The organism is Candidatus Terasakiella magnetica, assembly GCF_900093605.1.
Lineage (GTDB): Bacteria > Pseudomonadota > Alphaproteobacteria > Rhodospirillales > Terasakiellaceae > Terasakiella > Terasakiella magnetica.
The window spans coordinates 1-18383 of the sequence record NZ_FLYE01000009.1; the positions used below are offsets into that span (position 1 = coordinate 1).

Here is an 18383-nt window from a genome sequence, read left to right on the forward strand (position 1 = left end):
TTTCTAAAGACTTCCGCCCCCCCTGTAAACACCTTTTTTTCAAAAAAACGCAACAAATGTTATTTTACCTCATAAGTTATTGATTTATATAATTAATTTAATTCACTTTTGTTTGTCTTTTGGGCCCTTGAGTGCTTAACAAATGGTTAAATTCAGCTCTATTCTTGCGGTTGAACGTGCAAAACCATGGAATCCCGTCTGATTGAAAGCTCAGAAGCCATATTTCTTAGTTTTGGAAACCCTTCCTTAATATTCACTCTTATATAATAGCTCTTATACGGGGTTCAAAGCGTCGAATCCCCTTGACAATCAAGGCTTCAACCATCATTGTCCCTGCTTTATTTGTGGAAATGGACATAACGGTAGAGCCTCTAACTACTGCCGGGTAAAAATGACTAAACGACCAAACAGGGGATTACGACACATGATACGCCGCCGCTTACCTTTGACGGCCATCATCTCTTCATCACTTATTGCAGGTGGTCTACTTATGTTGGACTTACCCCAATCTGAAGAGACGCCTCACGCGCTTAAAGTACCAATGACACATACGGCTTCTCTCTCAGCCCCAAGTATGAGTGTCGGGTCAAGCGCCAATGCAGCCATTCAGCCTGACCCTGTTTCACAACCTCGTGAAGAACTTCCCCAAAGTTATCTGCGCACCCTTGAAGTGGGGAGCGGCGATACACTAATGAAGATTTTGCTTGGAGCCGGCATTAACCGGGGCGATGCCCATACCGCCATTCAAGCCTTACGTACAGAATATGACCCGCGCCGCTTACGCCCGGGTCAAGAAATTCAGGTGAGCTTCCAACCCGGCCGCCATGAAGATATGCCGCACACCTTCAAAGAAATGCGCCTTAGCACTGGCTTTAATACAGAAGTCTATGTGGCGCGTGCTGAAGAAGGTGAGTATCAAGCCCATGAAGAAACTAAAGAACTGGTAACGACCCTGCACCGCGCAGATGGCGAGATTGATTCTAGCCTTTATTTGGCCGCGAGCAAAGCCGGTCTGCCCGCCTCTTTATTGATGGAATTTATCTTTGCCTATTCATTCGATGTTGATTTCCAACGTGACATTCAAAAGGGTGATCGTTTTGAAGTCATGTATGAAAAGGTCGAAACCGAAGATGGCAGCCGCTCTAAAGTCGGTAACATTCTTTTTGCCAGCCTGTCTTTAAGTGGTGATCGCATGCCGATCTATCGTTTTAAAGAGAAAAGCGGTCGCATTGCCTATTTTAATGATAAAGGCCAAAGCGCACAAAAGGCTTTGATGCGCACACCAATTAACGGGGCGCGCCTGTCTTCTGGTTTTGGTAAACGCCGCCATCCGATTCTTGGCTATTCAAAAATGCACACGGGTGTTGATTTTGCCGCCCCACGTGGCACGCCGATTTATGCTGCGGGTGATGGCGTACTTGATTATGCTGGTCGCAAAGGTGGCTATGGTAAATATATCCGCATTCGTCATAACTCTGAATATCAAACCGCTTATGCCCATATGCGTAGCTTTAGAAAAGGTATGTATAAAGGCAAGCGCGTGAAGCAGGGTCAAATCATTGGTTATGTGGGGACAACAGGGCGCTCAACTGGCCCGCACCTGCATTATGAAATCATCCGCAATGGTCGCAAAACCAACCCGTTGCGCGTTCGTATGCCCTCTGGCAAAAAGCTTAAAGGGACTGAGCTGGCCCGCTTTATGGATACTAAAGTCAAGTTTGATCAACAATATGCCCAACTTGGCCCGGTTATCTCCATCGGTCGTCTAGCCAGTGCTGAATAAGCCGCGGGCCACATTCTGATTAACATCAATTAACCCCTGAAGCGCATGCGGATGGGGTTTTTTGATGACTTCAAGGCAGGTCTTATCCACATACAGGCTGAGCGATAAGAGTTTGGCCTTTAACTTATCATCGAGTTGATTATCAGGTGATTTCAAATCCGCCTGCACAATGGTCCAGAGTTTACGGGTATATTCCAAGGCTTGTGCTAAAAGCCGTTTATTTTGAGGGAAATCTTCTGCCCGTTTAAGAAGAGTGACCGCCTTCATGAAGGATTCGGCCTCAAGGGTACGGCCTTTCAGGCTGTTCTTATGGCTGATGCCATAAGCTTCATATGCGGATTTCATGAGGAAAAGAGGCCGAGAAGCAGACTTTCACTTTGCGCTAAAATGGCTTGACCTTGAAAAGAAAGATCAGTTCTCACCTGCGCTGCTAAAGTAACAGCGGCTTCTTCGCTCAGGTCTGCATTGACCAATTCATCAATGCCTTCTTGAAAAGAATTTGCCAGATTTGTCGTAAATTCTTCTTCCACATCCAACGCAGCGAGTTCGCTGCCAAAATTGGATTGGCGGGTACGCACGTCATCAATGGCTGTATTTATGGAATTAATCGCTGCATTGATATCGGTAAGGGTGGCAAAATCATTATAATCGATTGAGGCATCGCCGATTCCCAGTAGGTCTGAAGACACATCTGTGAGGCTGGCTTCGCCATCAAAGCTGCTATCCTTAACCACCTGATCAATCTGGTTGCGCACATTATTAAATTGTTCAGAAAGGGCTTCGCGTTCTACCAAAGTTTCAGCAGTCTTTGCTGCATTGGCAAGCCCTTGAAGTTGGCGACCCAAATCTTCGATGGTGCCAAGAGCGACATTGCCGACCTCAATCTGGCTTTGCTCCAGCTCGATAGTGCCTTTTTGACTACCCAGATCAGCAACCGCATCAATCAAGGCTTTGGCACGCAAGTAATCGGATGGGTCATCGCGCACTTCATTAACGCGCGTGCCAGATGCCAAATTATTCGCACTATCTTCACGCAGCTCTGTTGCGCGCCGTGTAGAACCTACAGACGTGCTTAAAGCGGAATTTATCAGCGAAATACTATCGACCATCACTTACACCAATTAAAACAATTGCCCCATCATAACAAAATTTTTCAAAAGGTGTAAGTGATGGTTATCACGCATTGTTAAATATCAACCACACGGTGGTCATTAATCACCAGTCCCGTCTCATCCGCACTTAAACGGACTTCATCGCCCTCTTGCACTTTGCCTTCCAGCAACAATACAGCCAGTGGGTTTTTCAGGGATTTCTGGATGACACGTTTTAACGGACGTGCCCCATAGGCCGGATCATAGCCTTCATTTGCCAACCAATCTAAGGCTTTGCGATCCAGATCAAGGGCGATTTTGCGATCAACAAGCAGGCTTTCCATGCGTTTGAGCTGGATATCCACAATCCCACCCATATGTTCGCGAAACAAGCGATGGAACAAGATGGTTTCATCCAAGCGGTTATAAAATTCTGGCCTGAAGGACGCCTGCACAATCTCCATCACCTGTTCACGGATTTCTGAAGAATCATGGCCCTCTTCTTGCGCCGCCATAATCTCTGCCCCTAGGTTTGAGGTCATGATAATCAGGGTGTTTTTGAAATCTACCGTGCGACCCTGCCCGTCTGTTAGGCGGCCCTCATCCAAAACTTGCAGTAAAACGTTAAACACATCGGGATGGGCTTTTTCGATCTCATCAAACAGAACAAGCTGATAGGGGCGACGCCGTACAGCCTCGGTCAAAGCGCCACCTTCTTCATAGCCCACATAGCCCGGAGGCGCACCGATCAAACGGGCGACCGCGTGCTTTTCCATATATTCAGACATATCAATGCGCACCAAAGCGGTTTCATCATCAAAGAGAAATTCCGCCAAAGCTTTGGTCAGCTCGGTTTTCCCCACACCTGTTGGGCCAAGAAAAAGGAAAGAACCAATGGGACGATTGGGGTCTTGCAAGCCTGCGCGCGAGCGGCGCACCGCATCAGAAACGGCATGTAAGGCCTCACTTTGACCGATCACCCGATTGCTGAGCTTCTCTTCCATTTGAACGAGTTTTTCACGCTCACCTTGCAGCAATTTATCAACAGGCACGCCCGTCCAACGCGAAACAACCGAGGCAATATGTTCATCGCCCACGGCCTGTTCCATGGAGCGGTCCTGCTGGGCCTCTTCTGCTTCTTGAAGTTTATCTTCCAGTTTTGGAATTTCGCCATAAAGAAGTTGAGAGGCTTGTTCCAGCTTACCCTCGCGTTGGGCAATATCAACGGCTGTGCGGGCTTGCTCCAACAGTTCTTTGATTTTGGTTGCATCCGCTAAAGCGTCTTTTTCTTCGCGCCATTTTTTTGTGAGTGTACCGGATTTAATCTCAAGGTCTTCGAGCTCCTTGATGATGGTTTCAAGACGATCTTGCGAGGCTTGATCATTTTCTTTTTTCAAAGCTTCGCGCTCAATCTTAAGCTGGATAATCCGACGATCGAGCTCATCAATTTCTTCAGGTTTAGAATCGACCTCCATGCGCAGACGTGAGGCAGCCTCATCCATCAAATCAATCGCTTTATCGGGTAAAAAACGATCTGTGATATAACGATTTGACAAGGTTGCAGCTGAGACCAGCGAGCTATCAGTAATGCGCACACCATGATGGAGCTCATACTTTTCTTTAATACCGCGCAAGATGGAGATACTGTCTTCCACAGTGGGTTCAGAAACGAAAACGGGCTGAAAACGTCGGGCAAAGGCCGCATCTTTTTCCACATATTTGCAATATTCATTAAGCGTGGTTGCCCCAACACAATGAAGATCGCCGCGCGCCAAGGCCGGTTTGAGCAGATTTGACGCATCCATGGACCCTTCTGAAGCCCCGGCCCCGACCAATGTGTGCATCTCATCAATAAAGAGGATAATCTCACCGTTAGAAGAACTGACTTCTTCCAACACGGCCTTTAAGCGTTCTTCAAATTCACCGCGAAATTTTGCCCCGGCGACCAAAGCACCAAGGTCAAGCACAAGCAGTTTTTTATCCAACAGACTTTCTGGCACATCCCCTTGCACAATACGGTTGGCGAGCCCTTCGATGATGGCGGTTTTACCCACGCCCGGCTCCCCAATCAACACGGGATTATTTTTCGTGCGACGAGACAGCACCTGAATGGTGCGACGGATTTCTTCGTCACGCCCAATCACCGGATCAAGCTTGCCTTCAGATGACGCTTGAGTGAGATCGCGGGCATATTTATTAAGTGCATCAAAGTTATTTTCTGCATTCTTCGAGGTTGCTTTGCGCCCTTTGCGTCGCGCATTAATCGCCGCATTTAACGATTGCGGGGTAACCCCTGCTTCTTTTAAGGCGTTTGCTGCGGGGGTGCCAACCGATAAGGCACAACCAAGAAGGAGCATTTCAACGGTGACAAAATCATCACCTGCTTTTTGTGCGGCTTCTTCAGATTGTTGTAAGAGTTTGGCAATCTCTGAAGAGAGATAAAGATTCCCTGCCCCACTGCCTTCCACTTTGGGAATGGCTTTAAAGGCTTGTTCATTTTGTTTGCGCGCAACTTTTGGCTTGCCGCCTGCATCTTCTATTAAGGAGGTGGCGAACCCTTCTTCATCATCTAAAAGCACTTTTAAGAGATGTTCAGGTGTGAAACGCTGATGGTTATTTGCCAAGGCCCCCTGCTGGGCAACCTGCAAGAACCCTTGCGCACGTTCAGTATATTTTTCGATATTCATGTCATTGACCTTCTCGTTATCGACAATTTCCATCACGGCCCTTCTTGGAAGCGACCATAAAGAAACCTCTTTAAGGTTCTAAAACAGAATATGGTTCAAGGGGTTGGTTGCGCAAGGTTTGATTTTCTGGCACAGTTCAATACTTATTCATTCTTATTCTCATTGAGGCTTAATATGTTTCGCAAAACACTTATGGTTGCTGCAATCTGTGGTGCGGTTTTCACTTTTTCAACGGCTGTCACACAGGCCCATGATGGCGCAACTGGCGTGATCAAAGAGCGCATGGACATGATGAAACTCATTGCCAAAAACACCAAGCGCATTGCCCCCATCGCTATGGGTTCTGAGGATATGGACCTCAAGGCGGTTGAAGAAAGTGCCGGCTATATTGCCAAAACCGCTGCCGATGTGATTATGAGATTCCCTAAAGGCAGCACCTCTATGGTCTCTGAAGCCAAGGAAAACATCTGGACAGATTGGGACAAATTTGCTGCAAGCATGAAAAGCCTGTCCCAAGACGCCGCCGCCCTTGAAAAGCTGGCAAAAGAAGGCGAGGAGTTTGAGCTCACCGATGCCTTTGGGAAAATGGCAAGTAACTGTAAAAAATGCCATACGGATTTTCGCATGAAAAAAGAATAGGCCTTTTGCTTGATGGAACTTGATATGAAACGCCTTCTCCCTCTTTTACTGACTTTGACCCTTTATCCTTTGACAGCCTTGGCCCAAGGAGATGTGAAACGGGGCAAATATATAATGGGGATGGGCAGCTGCGTTTCGTGTCATAAAACCCCAAAACGCAAAAATGCCGATCTTGGCGGCGGTCATGCCATCAAAACACCCTTTGGCACTTTTTATGTGCCCAATATCACGCCGGATAAAGACAGCGGGATCGGCGGTTGGTCAGAAAAACAGTTTATAGAGGCCATGACCCAAGGGGTTTCACCTGAGGGTAAGCATTACTATCCAGCTTTTCCCTATACCTCTTATGCAAAAATGAGCCGTGAGGATTTAGTCGACCTTAAGGCTTATCTTGATACGGTTGCACCGATTAAAAATGCTGTGCCAGACCATGACCTTGGCTTTCCCTTTAACCTGCGTTTCATGATGTTTGGCTGGAAAATGCTATTTTTTGATGATCGTCCTTTTGCACCCAATCCTGATAAATCGGATGAATGGAACCGTGGGGCCTATATTGTAAATGGGGCTGCCCATTGCGGGGAATGTCATACAGCGCGCAATATGTTTGGCGGGCTTGATCTCTCAAAAAAGTTCCTTGGTAACTCCAACGGGCCGGATAAAGAAAAAATCCCCTCCATGCTGCCAAAATGGAAGCTTAAGGAATATTTCATGGCGCTGCGCATAGGCATGAAACCGGATGGAGATTTTCTTGGTGGTTCCATGGGTCATGTGATTAGCCAAACAACATCCAAACTCAGCAAAGAAGACCTGAAAGCTATTTCGCTTTATCTCAGTGAATATGAATAATACCCCATAAAAAAACACCCTCGAAGTAACCCTCGAAGGTGTTTTTAAAATCTACAGCCTGAACTAAATCAGCTTGCTTCTTTTTCAGCGCCGCCATCAGCCTCGGCATCATCCGTCTTTTTACGACGGGTGCGCGTGGTTGTGGTTTTGCGGGTCGTTGTTGTGCGACGTGTGCGACGCTTTGGCTTTTCTTCTTCAGCCTTAGCCTCATCACTAGCTTCGTCATCAACTTCAACCGGACGTGCGAGAAAATCAGGAACGGCGTTTGTGCCACCGCCCAGTTTTGGCGCATCTTCAGCTGGTTTTTTGCGAGGTGCGCGACGCGGGGCACGACGTTTTGGTTTTTCTTCAACCACTTCGTCTTGCTCTTGGCTTGCACTTTCTTCAGCTGGCGCATCACCGTCTTTAATTTCAACGGCGACAGCTTCTGCTTCATCGGAAGCTTCTGAATTTTCAGAGGCTTCTACAGATGCTTCACTTTCAACTGTAGCTGGTGCTTCTTCTACTTCCGGCTTTGGCTTAGGTGCATAAAGCGCAGCCAAACGACCGTAGTGGTCCGCATGTTGGAAGAGACTTTCTGCCAATACGCGATCACCTGCAGAAATCGCATCTTTAGCCTGCTGCAAATACTTATCGTGAATTTGCTTCGCAGTACCACGGATACGACCTGACGGACCGTTACTGTCAAAATTCTGGTTACGGTTGCCATGATTATTGTGGCGACGATTGTTGTGGTTATGGCCCCGGCCACGTCCACGACGATTACTCTGATTATTGGAACCTTGTCTCATGGATCCTGATATAAAATAAAATGAAATACACTCATTCCAAAATATTGTGTAAACACCCGCTGAACACCCAGATACTGGGGCACGCGTTAATTTTGGAAATCTTTGCTAATTCACGGAAAAATCACCAGCCAATCGAATATTATAACAAGCGGCTTACCAATGTGTCCGTTACCCTTTCAACCTATAGGGTTTCCAACTGCTTTCCAAGCTTTTTTTATAGTTTTTTGCGAATTACAAGACACCGTGCAATCGCACCCAAATCTTTTGGTGCGTCAAGCACCTCCAAACCCGCCCCAACCATCAGTGATGAAACATCCTCAAGCTGACCAATGCCTAACTCAACCACGGCTATTGCCTTGTTTTTTAACAAGTTTGGCAAGCATTGAGCTAATTTGCGATAATCATCCAGCCCGTCCTCACCTGCAAAAAGGGCCGTATCGGGCTCAAAGTCTTTTACTTCAGGCGCTAAGGTCTCTTTATCTTTTTTCGGAATATAAGGTGGGTTGGATAAAACCAGATCAAAAGATTCGTCAATACCCGCAGCCCAGTTGCCAAGCTTAAACTCACTTCGCGCCGCCAGCCCCAAACGGGTTGCATTTTCAATGGCAACCTCTAAGGCCTTGGGGCTGATATCAATGCCAAGGCCCGAAGCCTGTTTATATTCAGATAAAACCGTAAGTAACAAACAGCCCGTACCCACCCCCATATCAAGGACGCGCAAAGGTCTGTCTTGATCCGGGATATGGTTAAGCACGGCTTCAATCAGGGTTTCGCTATCCGGCCTTGGGGTAAGCGTGTCTTTCGTCACCTTAAAGGGCAGGCTCCAAAATTCCCGCTCCCCCAAAATATGGGACATGGGTTCACGCTTACAGCGCCGTTGCACCAAACTGTCCAGCTCATCCATTTGTGCGGGTTCAATCTCGCGCTCGGGATAGCCAATAAGAATTTGGGTTTCAACATGAAGCACATGGCACAGCAAGAGGCGGGCTTCAAAACGGGCGTTTTCAATACCTGCTTGTTGAAGCGCGGTTTCAATCCAGAGGATGGCTGAACCAATTGTCTGCATGACGTTTAAGGGAAAGCCCCCCTTAACCCAACTCTGCCAGTTTTTGTGCCTGATCTTCTGCAATCAGGGCATCGATTACTTCATCAAGGTCGCCTTGAAGCACTTCTTCTAAGCGATAAAGTGTCAGGTTGATGCGGTGATCAGAAATACGCCCTTGCGGGAAGTTGTAAGTGCGAATTCGTTCTGAGCGATCCCCCGAGCCCACCTGACTTTTACGATCGGCGGCACGCTCAGCATCCAGTTGCTGGCGCTCATGATCATAGAGCTTGGCGCGCATCATCTTCATGGCTTGGTCTTTGTTCTTATGCTGGGATTTATTATCCTGACATTGGGTCACAATCCCACTTGGAATATGGGTAATTCGCACCGCTGAATCGGTGGTATTTACGTGCTGTCCACCTGCGCCTTGGGAGCGATAGGTATCAATGCGCAAATCCTTGGTATCGATTTTAATATCCACATCTTCGGCTTCTGGCAAAACCGCTACTGTTGCAGCTGAGGTATGGATACGCCCACCACTTTCTGTTTCTGGCACACGTTGCACGCGGTGAACACCAGATTCATATTTAAAACGGGCAAATACATTTTTCCCGGTGATGGTGGCTGAGACTTCCTTAAAGCCGCCAATGCCGATCTCGTTGAAATCAAGGATTTCAAACTTCCAGCCCATTTTTTCTGCATAGCGTTGATACATGCGATAAAGGTCTGCTGCAAAAAGGGCGGCTTCATCCCCACCTGTGCCTGCGCGAATTTCGATGATGGCGTTTTTCTCATCGGCTTCATCTTTTGGCAAAAGCATGAGCTGAACTTCGCGTTCCAACTCGGGGATTTGTTTTTTAAGATCGTGGAACTCGGCCTCAGCCAGCTCTTTCATCTCCGCATCGGTTTCGTCATCTGCCAACAACTGTGCGCATTCTTCGATCTCGTCTTGGGCTGAGCGCAACTGCTTAACGGCTGCCACAACCGGGGTCAGCTCGGCATATTCTTTGGACATTTTGGTAAAGTCCGATGCATTCATAGAAGACGCATCCGCCATAAGGGCTTCAAGTTCTTCGTGGCGGTTGACCACCTGACTTAATGTTTCTTGAAAACTCACGTCTTATTTCTCCTTAAGGAATAAATCAGTGATCAACTCACTCGTCTTATTCCATTCCTTCTTCTTTTTCATCGCTGCGAGATTTCGCAGTTCTTCACTTGGGCTGTGCAATAAGCGGTTGATCAACAACCGGGTTGCTTTTTCTGCATCATCACCATGTGTTGCCAAAACAGATTGGCGTTCTTTTTCAAAATGCTCCCGCAAGGCACTGACCAATGGTACCGCCCCGCGCTCTTCTTTTCCTTTTAAAAAGCCCGTAAGCTCTTTTTCCAAAATACTTGAAGCCGCGCGCGCTTCTGCTTCGCGCGATGCGCGGCCTTCCATCGCGACCTGTTCCAGATCATGCAGGTCATATAAAAAGGCGCCATCCACATCATTCACACCGGGGTCCACATCACCGGGAATGCCCGTATCAATGATAAAGATCGGCTTATTTTTGCGCACCTTTAAGGCAAATTCGACCATTTCTTTGCTGACAACACGAGTGCGTTTATTCATGGAGGTGAGGATAATATCAGCCTCACAAGCCAAACGGTCACGATTATCAAATTCACCAAAATGGCACGAGAGATGACGCGCAATCATTTTTGCACGCCCGCCAAAAGAATGAATGCAGGTGAAATCTTTTAAGCCCGTTTCAATCAGGTTCTGGGCGGTAAGCTCCCCCATATCGCCTGCGCCAATCAACAGCCCCTTACAACGCGATAAATCCCCATGAAGTTCCTTGGCAATTTGCACGGCAACCGAAGCGATGGAGACGGGGCGTTCCCCAACCGCCGTTTCTGAGCGCACTTTTTTCGCCGTTGCATAAGCGGCTTGAAAAATACGTTCAAGCTCTGCACCCACACTGCCGGATTCAACAGCAAGGCGATGGGCGTCTTTGACTTGGCCAACCACTTGGGGTTCACCCACCATCAGACTATCAAGGGAGGATGCCACACGGAAAATATGGCGCACGGCTTCTTCAGCCTGATAAAAATAAAGTTGCCCTTCAATGGTTGGAATATCAAGCTCAGCACGCTCAGCCAACACTCCAACAATAATTTCACGGGCTTTTTTAAGGTCATGATCCACGCAATGGACTTCCACACGATCACATGTAGATACCACAAGGCATTGTTCCACCCCTTGGTCTTTGAGCTTATCAAGGAAAGGGATAACTTCCGGCTCATCTAAAAACAAGCGATCGCGCAAAGCAAGGGAGCTGGAACGATGGTTCGCCCCAATCACCAACACTTGTGCGTCACTTGAAAATAAACCGGTCATATTGTCCCAGACGATCCGTTAAGCCTTGAACTTTGCCAGATGTTCGACCAAGCCGTCCAGCGATACTTCATTTTGTTCGCCACTTTCCAAATCACGCACCGTAACCGCACCACGCGCAAGCTCATCTTCACCCAATAAAAGAGCGGCAACTGCATTGGCTTTATTGGCACGGTTAAGGCGTTTTTTCATATTGCCGGAATACCCCTGATCCACAATATAACCATTGCTGCGCAGAAGATGGGCCACTTTTAACGCCTCATCTTGTTGGGCCGCTGAAATTGGGATGATGCAGATGGGGCGTGGCAATTCCACACTATCTTCACCCGCCATCAAAGCCAGACGTTCCACACCTGAGGCCCAGCCCACGCCGGGAACCTGTGGTCCACCCATCATCTTAATCAGGTTATCATAACGCCCACCTGCCAAGACAGTGCCTTGCGCCCCCAATGTGGTCGTGGTGAATTCAAAGGCTGTATGGCAATAATAATCTAGCCCGCGCACCAGACGTGGATTTTCCATATAGGGAATACCCAACAGATCGAGGCCTTTTTTAACCGTATTGAAAAACTCAAGTGAGCTTTCATTTAAGCTGTCGGTTAAAACAGGGGCGTCTTTTACAATTTCCTTATCACCCTCATCTTTTGAATCAAGGATGCGCAGTGGATTGGTTTGTAAGCGGTTCTTGCTATCTTCTGAGAGCTTATCTTCAAACTGTGTGAAATATTCCACCAGCTTATCGCGATAGGCCACACGGCTTTCACTATCGCCAAGGCTGTTGAGTTCCAGCACCACATCATCTGCCATGCCGAGTTCTTGCAAGAACTGATAGCCCGCAGCAATTACCTCAACATCAGCTTGAGGTGTTTCCACACCAATGAGCTCAATCCCTACTTGGTGGAACTGGCGTTGGCGCCCTTTTTGCGGACGCTCATAACGAAACATCGGGCCGTAGTAATAATGTTTAACCGGTGTTTGTTGCTGCAATCCGTTTGAGATGAAAGAGCGACAGATACCCGCGGTGCCTTCTGGGCGCAGGGTGATTTTATCGCCACCCTTTGTCTCAAAAGAAAACATCTCTTTGGTCACCACATCAGATGTTTCCCCAAGGGTGCGCGAAAACACTTCTGAAAATTCAAAGATCGGGGTGGTGACTTCATTAAAGCCATAACGCTCACACACCAGACGGGCCGTTTCTGTCACATGACGGTGCGTTGCACGGTCTTTTGGCAGGAGGTCGTATGTTCCTTTAACGGATTTTAAGGCAGCCATTATGAATTCTCTTTCTCTGCTTCGATTGCATCGGCTTTGTCTTGGACAAGCTTCACAATATGGTCAATCATTTCTTCTGAGCTGGTGTTGTGATCGGGCACGCCACCTACATATACTTTGTGGTTATCACTGCCACCACCTGTTAGGCCAATATCGGTTTCCTTGGCCTCACCCGGCCCGTTTACCACACAGCCGATGATGGAAAGCGAGATCGGTGTGCGGATATGTTGCAAACGTTCTTCAACAGCCGCAACCGTTTTCACCACATCAAAGCCTTGGCGCGCACAAGATGGGCAAGATACGACTTTGACCCCACGGGTGCGAAGACCCAATGATTTTAAAATGTGATAACCGACTTTGACTTCTTCCACCGGATCAGCTGAAAGCGAGACACGCAAGGTATCGCCAATGCCCGCCCATAAAAGATTACCAATCCCGATGGAAGATAAAACCGTGCCTGCCTGAAGGCCACCGGCCTCGGTAATGCCTAAATGTAGTGGATAATCGCAGGCCTCAGCCAAGCCCTGATAGGCAGCGACCCCTAAAAAGGCATCTGATGCTTTTACACTGATCTTAAATTCATAAAAATCGTTATCTTCTAAAATACGGGCATGGTTTAGGGCACTTTCCACCATGGCTTCAGGGCAAGGCTCACCATATTTTTCCAGAAGGTCTTTTTCTAATGACCCGGCATTAACGCCAATGCGCATGGAACAACCATGATCTTTTGCCGCACTGACGACTTCACGCACACGTGCGGCAGAACCAATATTACCCGGATTAATGCGCAGGCACGCAGCCCCGGCTTCAGCCGCTTCAATACCGCGCTTATAATGGAAATGGATATCGGCAACGATGGGGACATTGACCTGTTTGATGATATCTTTAAGTGCGGCTGATGAGGCTTCATCAGGCACTGAAATGCGCACGATATCAGCGCCAGCTTCTTCCATTGCCAAGACTTGCGCCACCGTTGCATCCACATCAGTGGTCAATGTGTTGGTCATGGATTGAACCGTGATGGGGGCATCCCCGCCGACTAAGACGTCACCCACACGGATTTGGCGGGATTTGCGGCGAGTGATATCTCTGTAAGGGCGCACAGACATGGCTTGGCTTTTGCTCATTCAGTTTTAAACGAATGCGCCTTATAGCCTATAATTACGTTAGAAAAAAGGACTCAAATACGAAGAAAGAGCCCACGAAAGGCTCTTCCTTAACATTAACACTCTAAATGGTGAGGCTTAGCTTTCGACAGCTTTACCCGCCATGAGTTTTTCTGGGCTCATAAGTACTTTGCGACGCACTTCACCAGCTTCACCAATCGAGGGGGCTTTTTCCCCATCCACAAAGATTTCCAGACCGCCCGCATTGCCTGTGCGCAGGATCAAACCTTGGGTCTGTGGAATTTGATACTCCTCACCTTCATTCAAGACTTGTGTATGCAACACCGTGCCTTGATCGTTGGTGACTTGGATCCATGAATAATCAACCGCCTTGAGCAGAACTTTTTCTGTCATGGGTTGTGGTTTAGCTGGTTCTGGCTCTGCTTCAGCTTCAGTTGTTTCAACCGCTGTTTCTTCTGCGGCTTGCTCAGTAACTGCTGCAACAACAGCTTCTTCAACTTTTTCTTTGGCTTCTACTTTAACGTCTTGTTTTTTCTCTTGGACAACGGCTTTAACTTTCTCAACCGCTTTTTCTTTCTTTTCTTCAACAGGCTTTTCAACCTTCTTAGTCACTTCTTTGACTTTTTCTTCAACCTTTTTCTCGACCTTCTTTTCAATCTTGACGGTCTTAACAGGTTTCACGTCCACTGGGGCTTCAGCCTTGGCCTTGGCTTCGGCTTTTTCCACAGCTTCCATGGCTTTTTTCGCCATGTCCTGAGTATCGGCTTGGCTTACAGCTTCAACCTTTTCTTCTGCCTTGTCTGAAGATGCCTCTTGGGCTTCGTCTTCAGTCTTAACAGCTTCTGCCTCAGGTTCTTTTTTAGTGTTTTTAACCTTATCGACCATTTCTGCAAATTTTGCAGGTAGGTCAGGTACCAATTCTGCCATGGAACGATCTTGTGAGGAGAGGAAATACCAACCGCCATAAGCAGCAAGTAAAACCACCAGACCGATCATAATCACCGCCCCACCGGGAACGCTTTGTTCCGTCACAGGAGAAGGGAACATCAATTCAGAGCTGGCATCAAGCCCGTCGATTTCCGCTTTAAAGCGATTAACGACTTCTTCTGAATCCAAGCCCAAATGTTCGGCATAGGCACGCACGAAACCAACCACATATGTCTTGCCCGGTAAATCTTCATAACGACCGTCTTCAATCGCTTCCAGATATACATAACGAATACGCAACACGTCAGAGACGCCCTGCAATTCCAGACCGGCACGCTCACGTGAGGTTTTTAATAATTCGCTGACGCCGGGCCCTGTGTATTCCGGCTCTTTTGGAGCATTTCGCCCTTTATTCAATTTCATGGTTCCTCACAACCCTAGACCTATCAAACAACTACCATAGGCCCTTTTTATTAACAATCAGTATACATTACACTGATATATCGCGATCTTTTGCGTATTGACGCAAGATCGCACGTAAGCTTCTTTTCGGCTTACTGACTTGTAGTTTCATGAAGTCTTCCAACGCCGAAAGCGTTAAGGACCGGATCATCATCTTGACCGGACCAACAGCAGAAGCCGTCATGGATAATTTTCTAAAACCAATCCCCACCAAGGCCATGGCATCAAGTGGGCGCCCGCCCATCTCGCCACAAAGGCTTAGGACCACATCTTCTTCATGACATCTTTTTACCACAGAAGATAAGGCATTTAACACAGCGGGTGAAAGCGTATCATAGCGCGATGAAATCCGTGGATTTCCCCGATCGGATGCAAACAGGAATTGGAAAAGGTCGTTTGATCCCACCGATAGGAAATCGATCTGATCAAGCAAACAATCCATCTGGAAAAGCAAAGACGGCACTTCCAACATCACCCCGACATTAACCCGTGAGGGCAAACGATGGCCTTTAATGCTTTCGCGCTCAATCTCCATATCCAACAGACGTTTGGCCTGCATAAATTCAGAAACTTCTGCCACCATGGGGAACATGACATTTAGCTCACGCCCCCCACAAGCGCGGATCAAGCTGCGCAATTGTTGGCGCAACAAATAGGGACGATCAAGGGTTACGCGAATAGCGCGCCAGCCCATAGCCGGGTTTTCTTCCCCGTGATTATCCCAATAAGGCAGCACCTTATCCCCACCAGCATCCAGCGTTCTAAAGACAACGGGCTTACCATCGGCCTCATCCATGATCTTGCGATAAAGCGCTACTTGAGATTCAACACCGGGGATGTCAGAGCGCGCCATAAATGGAATTTCTGTACGGTACAGTCCCACGCCATCAGCGCCGACTTCTTTAAGATGTTCCAGATCAACCAACAGGCCTGCATTCACATTCAGTGAAATTTCAACACCGTCTTTTGTCACCGCTGGCTTATCGCGCAATGAGGCATAAACCGCTTTTTGCTTCTCGCGCGCTTTTACATTTTGCTTAAAGGCAGAAAGAACATCATCGCCCGGGCGAATAAAGACCTGATTGTTATTGCCATCCACAACAATCGGGTCGCCCGCTTCAATGCGTGCCAATGCTTTTTTAACTTGCCCGATTACCGGAATATCAAGCGCGCGCGCAATAATCGCCACATGTGAGGTGGCAGAACCTTCTTCCAAAACAAGGGCGCGCAGGCGGGTGCGATCATAATCCAGCAATTCTGCCGGGCCCATGTTGGTGCCGATCAAAACCGCATGTTCAGGGATATCATCGGGCGCAATTTTTTCCACACCGACCAGATGTTGCAACAATCGGTTGGCAAGGTCTTGTAAGTCATTGACCCGTTCGCGCAAATAAGGGTCTTGCACCTGCGCCATGCGCGCTTCGGTATCATCATGGACTTTTTGAACAGCTGCTTCAGCCGTCAGACCAGACTTAATGGCTTCGCGAATGCGCCCCAACCAGCCTGCATCTTCTGCAAACATACGGTAGGTTTCCAAAATATCGCGATGCTCATCATCCAGACTTTCTGAAGACTGCAACATATCGTCAAGCGCACCATGCATTTCGCTTAGGGCTTGGCGAAGACGTTCCAGTTCAGCCTCAGGGTCTTCAGCCACAAACTGGGTAATCACCACGCGCGGTTCATGTAAAACCGCCTCACCCATGCCCAAACCGACATTCAGCGTGTTGCCTTCTAAACGCAGCGGCAACATCGCGATGCCGTCTGTGGGCAGCGTCTCTTCTTTATTGACCAGCTCACCACCGCCCACCAGCTCGCTAATGATCATGGCAACGGTTTGCAGGGTTTCGACCTCTTCGTCGGTATAATGACGTTTGGTCTTATTCTGGATCACCATCACGCCAAGAACGCGCGAGGCACGCACAATCGGCACCCCCATCATGGAGTGATAAAGCTCCTCGCCCGTTTCTGGACGATAGGCAAATTCCGGATGGCTTTGGGCTTCTGATAAATTAAGCGGGCGCGCCGAAGCCGCAATGGTACCGACAATACCCTCACCCACACGCAGGCGGGTTAAGTGAACCGCATCGGTCTTTAGACCCTTGGTGGCAAAGAGCTCAAGCACTTCACCTGCGCGCATAATATAGATGGAACAAACTTCGGCAACCAGATCGGTTGCGACAATGTTGGTCACCAATTGCAGACGTGTTTCCGCCGTCGCATCTGCCTGCATAACAGAGCGCAGGCGCGATAAAATCCCCATAGGGGCGGCATGTGTACGTCCGGGAATCATATAAGACCTGTGGGATAAGGCCCTTAGCGTGTTTCTAAAACAGCGCAGGCCTGATCAACCAGCTCCTCTAAAATTTCTGAAATAGGTTGTTCTTTCTTCACCATACCAACTGATTGCCCGGCCATAACAGAGCCAAATTCAACATCGCCGTCAATGGCAGCTTTTTTCAAAGCACCCGCCCAGAAATGTTCAATTTCAAGCTGACCGTCAAGTTTCTCAACATCACCATTGTTGAACTTTTCAATCACAGCACGTTGGGTCTTCATAAACTCTTCTGTGCCTTTATTATTTAAGGCACGCACCGGAATAACCGGGAAGTTCGGATCGATCTGCACGGTGGTCATGGCATCTTTGGCACCAGCGCGAATGAACGCTTTCTTGAAGTTTTCATGAGCGATACATTCTTCAGCGCAAACAAAACGCGTACCCATTTGAACACCAGCAGCGCCCATTTCAAGATAGGACAACATGGCTTCGCCGCGACCAATCCCGCCTGCTACAAAAATCGGCACGTCTTTAATAACGGGCAAGATTTCTTGGGCAAGAACGGAAGTGACAACCGGGCCAATATGACCGCCGGCTTCTGCGCCTTCAATCACCAGCGCATCTGCACCGTTGCGGATCAGGCGTTTTGCCAACACCAATGCAGGTGAAAAACAAATAACCTTTGCACCAAAATCTTTAGCTTGTTTAATAGAGGCTGCACTTGGCAAGCCACCCGCCAACACCACGTGGGAGACCGCATGTTCTTTACAAACATCAATCAACTCATCCAGCTGTGGATGCATGGTGATCAGGTTCACACCAAAAGGCTTGTCCGTGAGGGCTTTGGTGGCAGCGATTTCTTCAGACAGAAGGTCTGGTCCCATCGAGCCACCGGCAATGACGCCGAAGCCGCCAGCATTAGATAGGGCAGAGACAAGATTTCGCTCAGAAATCCACGACATCGCCCCACCGAGAATGGCATACTCACAACCCAGAAAATCTTTTCCGCGTTGCCATAGTTTATCCAAATTTTGCTTGGCAGCTTCACTCATCAT

15 protein-coding genes and 1 pseudogene are annotated in these 18383 nt (G+C 48.2%); 3 read left to right on the top strand and 13 right to left on the bottom strand.

The genetic code is table 11. From position 1 onward, the window contains the following. The first annotated feature begins 424 nt into the window (after nt 1–424). Nucleotides 425–1783, top strand: a complete 1359-nt coding sequence (locus MTBPR1_RS06385; protein WP_165602626.1) for a M23 family metallopeptidase — start codon at nt 425–427, stop codon at nt 1781–1783. On the opposite strand, the gene flaF is transcribed toward MTBPR1_RS06385, so the two are convergent. The 3 genes from flaF to clpB form a co-directional block, all read right to left on the bottom strand. Beyond that, entirely contained in the window at nt 1766–2128 is a 363-nt protein-coding gene (flaF, locus tag MTBPR1_RS06390; RefSeq protein ID WP_069186744.1) for a flagellar biosynthesis regulator FlaF, read from the bottom strand. The two genes, MTBPR1_RS06385 and flaF, sit on opposite strands and share 18 nt — an antisense overlap. Then, nucleotides 2125–2892 carry a flagellin gene (locus MTBPR1_RS06395; RefSeq protein ID WP_069186745.1) on the bottom strand — a complete coding sequence of 256 codons (768 nt, stop codon included), beginning with the start codon at nt 2890–2892 and terminating at the stop codon, nt 2125–2127. Before MTBPR1_RS06395 ends, flaF begins: the two co-directional genes overlap by 4 nt. A gap of 77 nt (nt 2893–2969) precedes the next feature. Continuing rightward, nucleotides 2970–5561 (bottom strand): ATP-dependent chaperone ClpB, encoded by a 2592-nt coding sequence (gene clpB / locus MTBPR1_RS06400; protein WP_069186774.1) that lies wholly within the window; start codon nt 5559–5561, stop codon nt 2970–2972. 174 nt (nt 5562–5735) lie between these two features. Here clpB and MTBPR1_RS06405 point away from each other — a divergent pair, with 174 nt between their 5' ends. Further along, complete coding sequence (locus MTBPR1_RS06405) at nt 5736–6200, top strand: c-type cytochrome (protein ID WP_069186746.1); 465 nt, start codon at nt 5736–5738, stop codon at nt 6198–6200. A 24-nt stretch (nt 6201–6224) separates the two neighbouring features. Then, nucleotides 6225–7046 carry a c-type cytochrome gene (locus MTBPR1_RS06410; protein WP_165602627.1) on the top strand — a complete coding sequence of 274 codons (822 nt, stop codon included), beginning with the start codon at nt 6225–6227 and terminating at the stop codon, nt 7044–7046. A 68-nt stretch (nt 7047–7114) separates the two neighbouring features. On the opposite strand, the gene MTBPR1_RS06415 is transcribed toward MTBPR1_RS06410, so the two are convergent. The 10 genes and pseudogenes from MTBPR1_RS06415 to MTBPR1_RS06455 form a co-directional block, all read right to left on the bottom strand. Continuing rightward, nucleotides 7115–7837: a DUF4167 domain-containing protein gene (locus tag MTBPR1_RS06415; RefSeq protein ID WP_069186748.1), complete on the bottom strand. Its 723-nt coding sequence runs from the start codon at nt 7835–7837 to the stop codon at nt 7115–7117. 214 nt (nt 7838–8051) lie between these two features. Beyond that, the gene (gene prmC, locus MTBPR1_RS06420) at nt 8052–8903 is read right to left on the bottom strand and encodes a peptide chain release factor N(5)-glutamine methyltransferase (protein ID WP_069186749.1); all 852 of its coding nucleotides are present in this window, start codon (nt 8901–8903) and stop codon (nt 8052–8054) included. 22 nt (nt 8904–8925) lie between these two features. Then, the gene (gene prfA / locus MTBPR1_RS06425; protein WP_083222940.1) at nt 8926–9999 is read right to left on the bottom strand and encodes a peptide chain release factor 1; all 1074 of its coding nucleotides are present in this window, start codon (nt 9997–9999) and stop codon (nt 8926–8928) included. 3 nt (nt 10000–10002) lie between these two features. Continuing rightward, complete coding sequence (gene hemA, locus MTBPR1_RS06430) at nt 10003–11265, bottom strand: glutamyl-tRNA reductase (RefSeq protein ID WP_069186750.1); 1263 nt, start codon at nt 11263–11265, stop codon at nt 10003–10005. Between the two features lie 18 nt (nt 11266–11283). After that, entirely contained in the window at nt 11284–12534 is a 1251-nt protein-coding gene (hisS, locus tag MTBPR1_RS06435) for a histidine--tRNA ligase (protein WP_069186751.1), read from the bottom strand. Further along, on the bottom strand, nt 12534–13643 hold the full coding sequence (gene ispG / locus MTBPR1_RS06440) for a flavodoxin-dependent (E)-4-hydroxy-3-methylbut-2-enyl-diphosphate synthase (protein WP_069186776.1): 1110 nt from the start codon (nt 13641–13643) through the stop codon (nt 12534–12536). The genes hisS and ispG overlap by 1 nt, the downstream gene beginning before the upstream one ends. Nucleotides 13644–13778: 135 nt before the next feature. Continuing rightward, nucleotides 13779–14708 (bottom strand): DUF4115 domain-containing protein, encoded by a 930-nt coding sequence (locus tag MTBPR1_RS06445; RefSeq protein WP_420808122.1) that lies wholly within the window; start codon nt 14706–14708, stop codon nt 13779–13781. 63 nt (nt 14709–14771) lie between these two features. Next, nucleotides 14772–15011 (bottom strand): annotated as a pseudogene (locus tag MTBPR1_RS18430) (helix-turn-helix domain-containing protein); the annotation flags it as partial. Between the two features lie 67 nt (nt 15012–15078). Then, nucleotides 15079–17343 carry a phosphoenolpyruvate--protein phosphotransferase gene (gene ptsP / locus MTBPR1_RS06450; RefSeq protein WP_069186753.1) on the bottom strand — a complete coding sequence of 755 codons (2265 nt, stop codon included), beginning with the start codon at nt 17341–17343 and terminating at the stop codon, nt 15079–15081. 23 nt (nt 17344–17366) lie between these two features. Then, nucleotides 17367–18383, bottom strand: coding sequence for an NAD(P)H-dependent flavin oxidoreductase (locus MTBPR1_RS06455; protein WP_069186754.1), 1017 nt, complete (start codon nt 18381–18383; stop codon nt 17367–17369).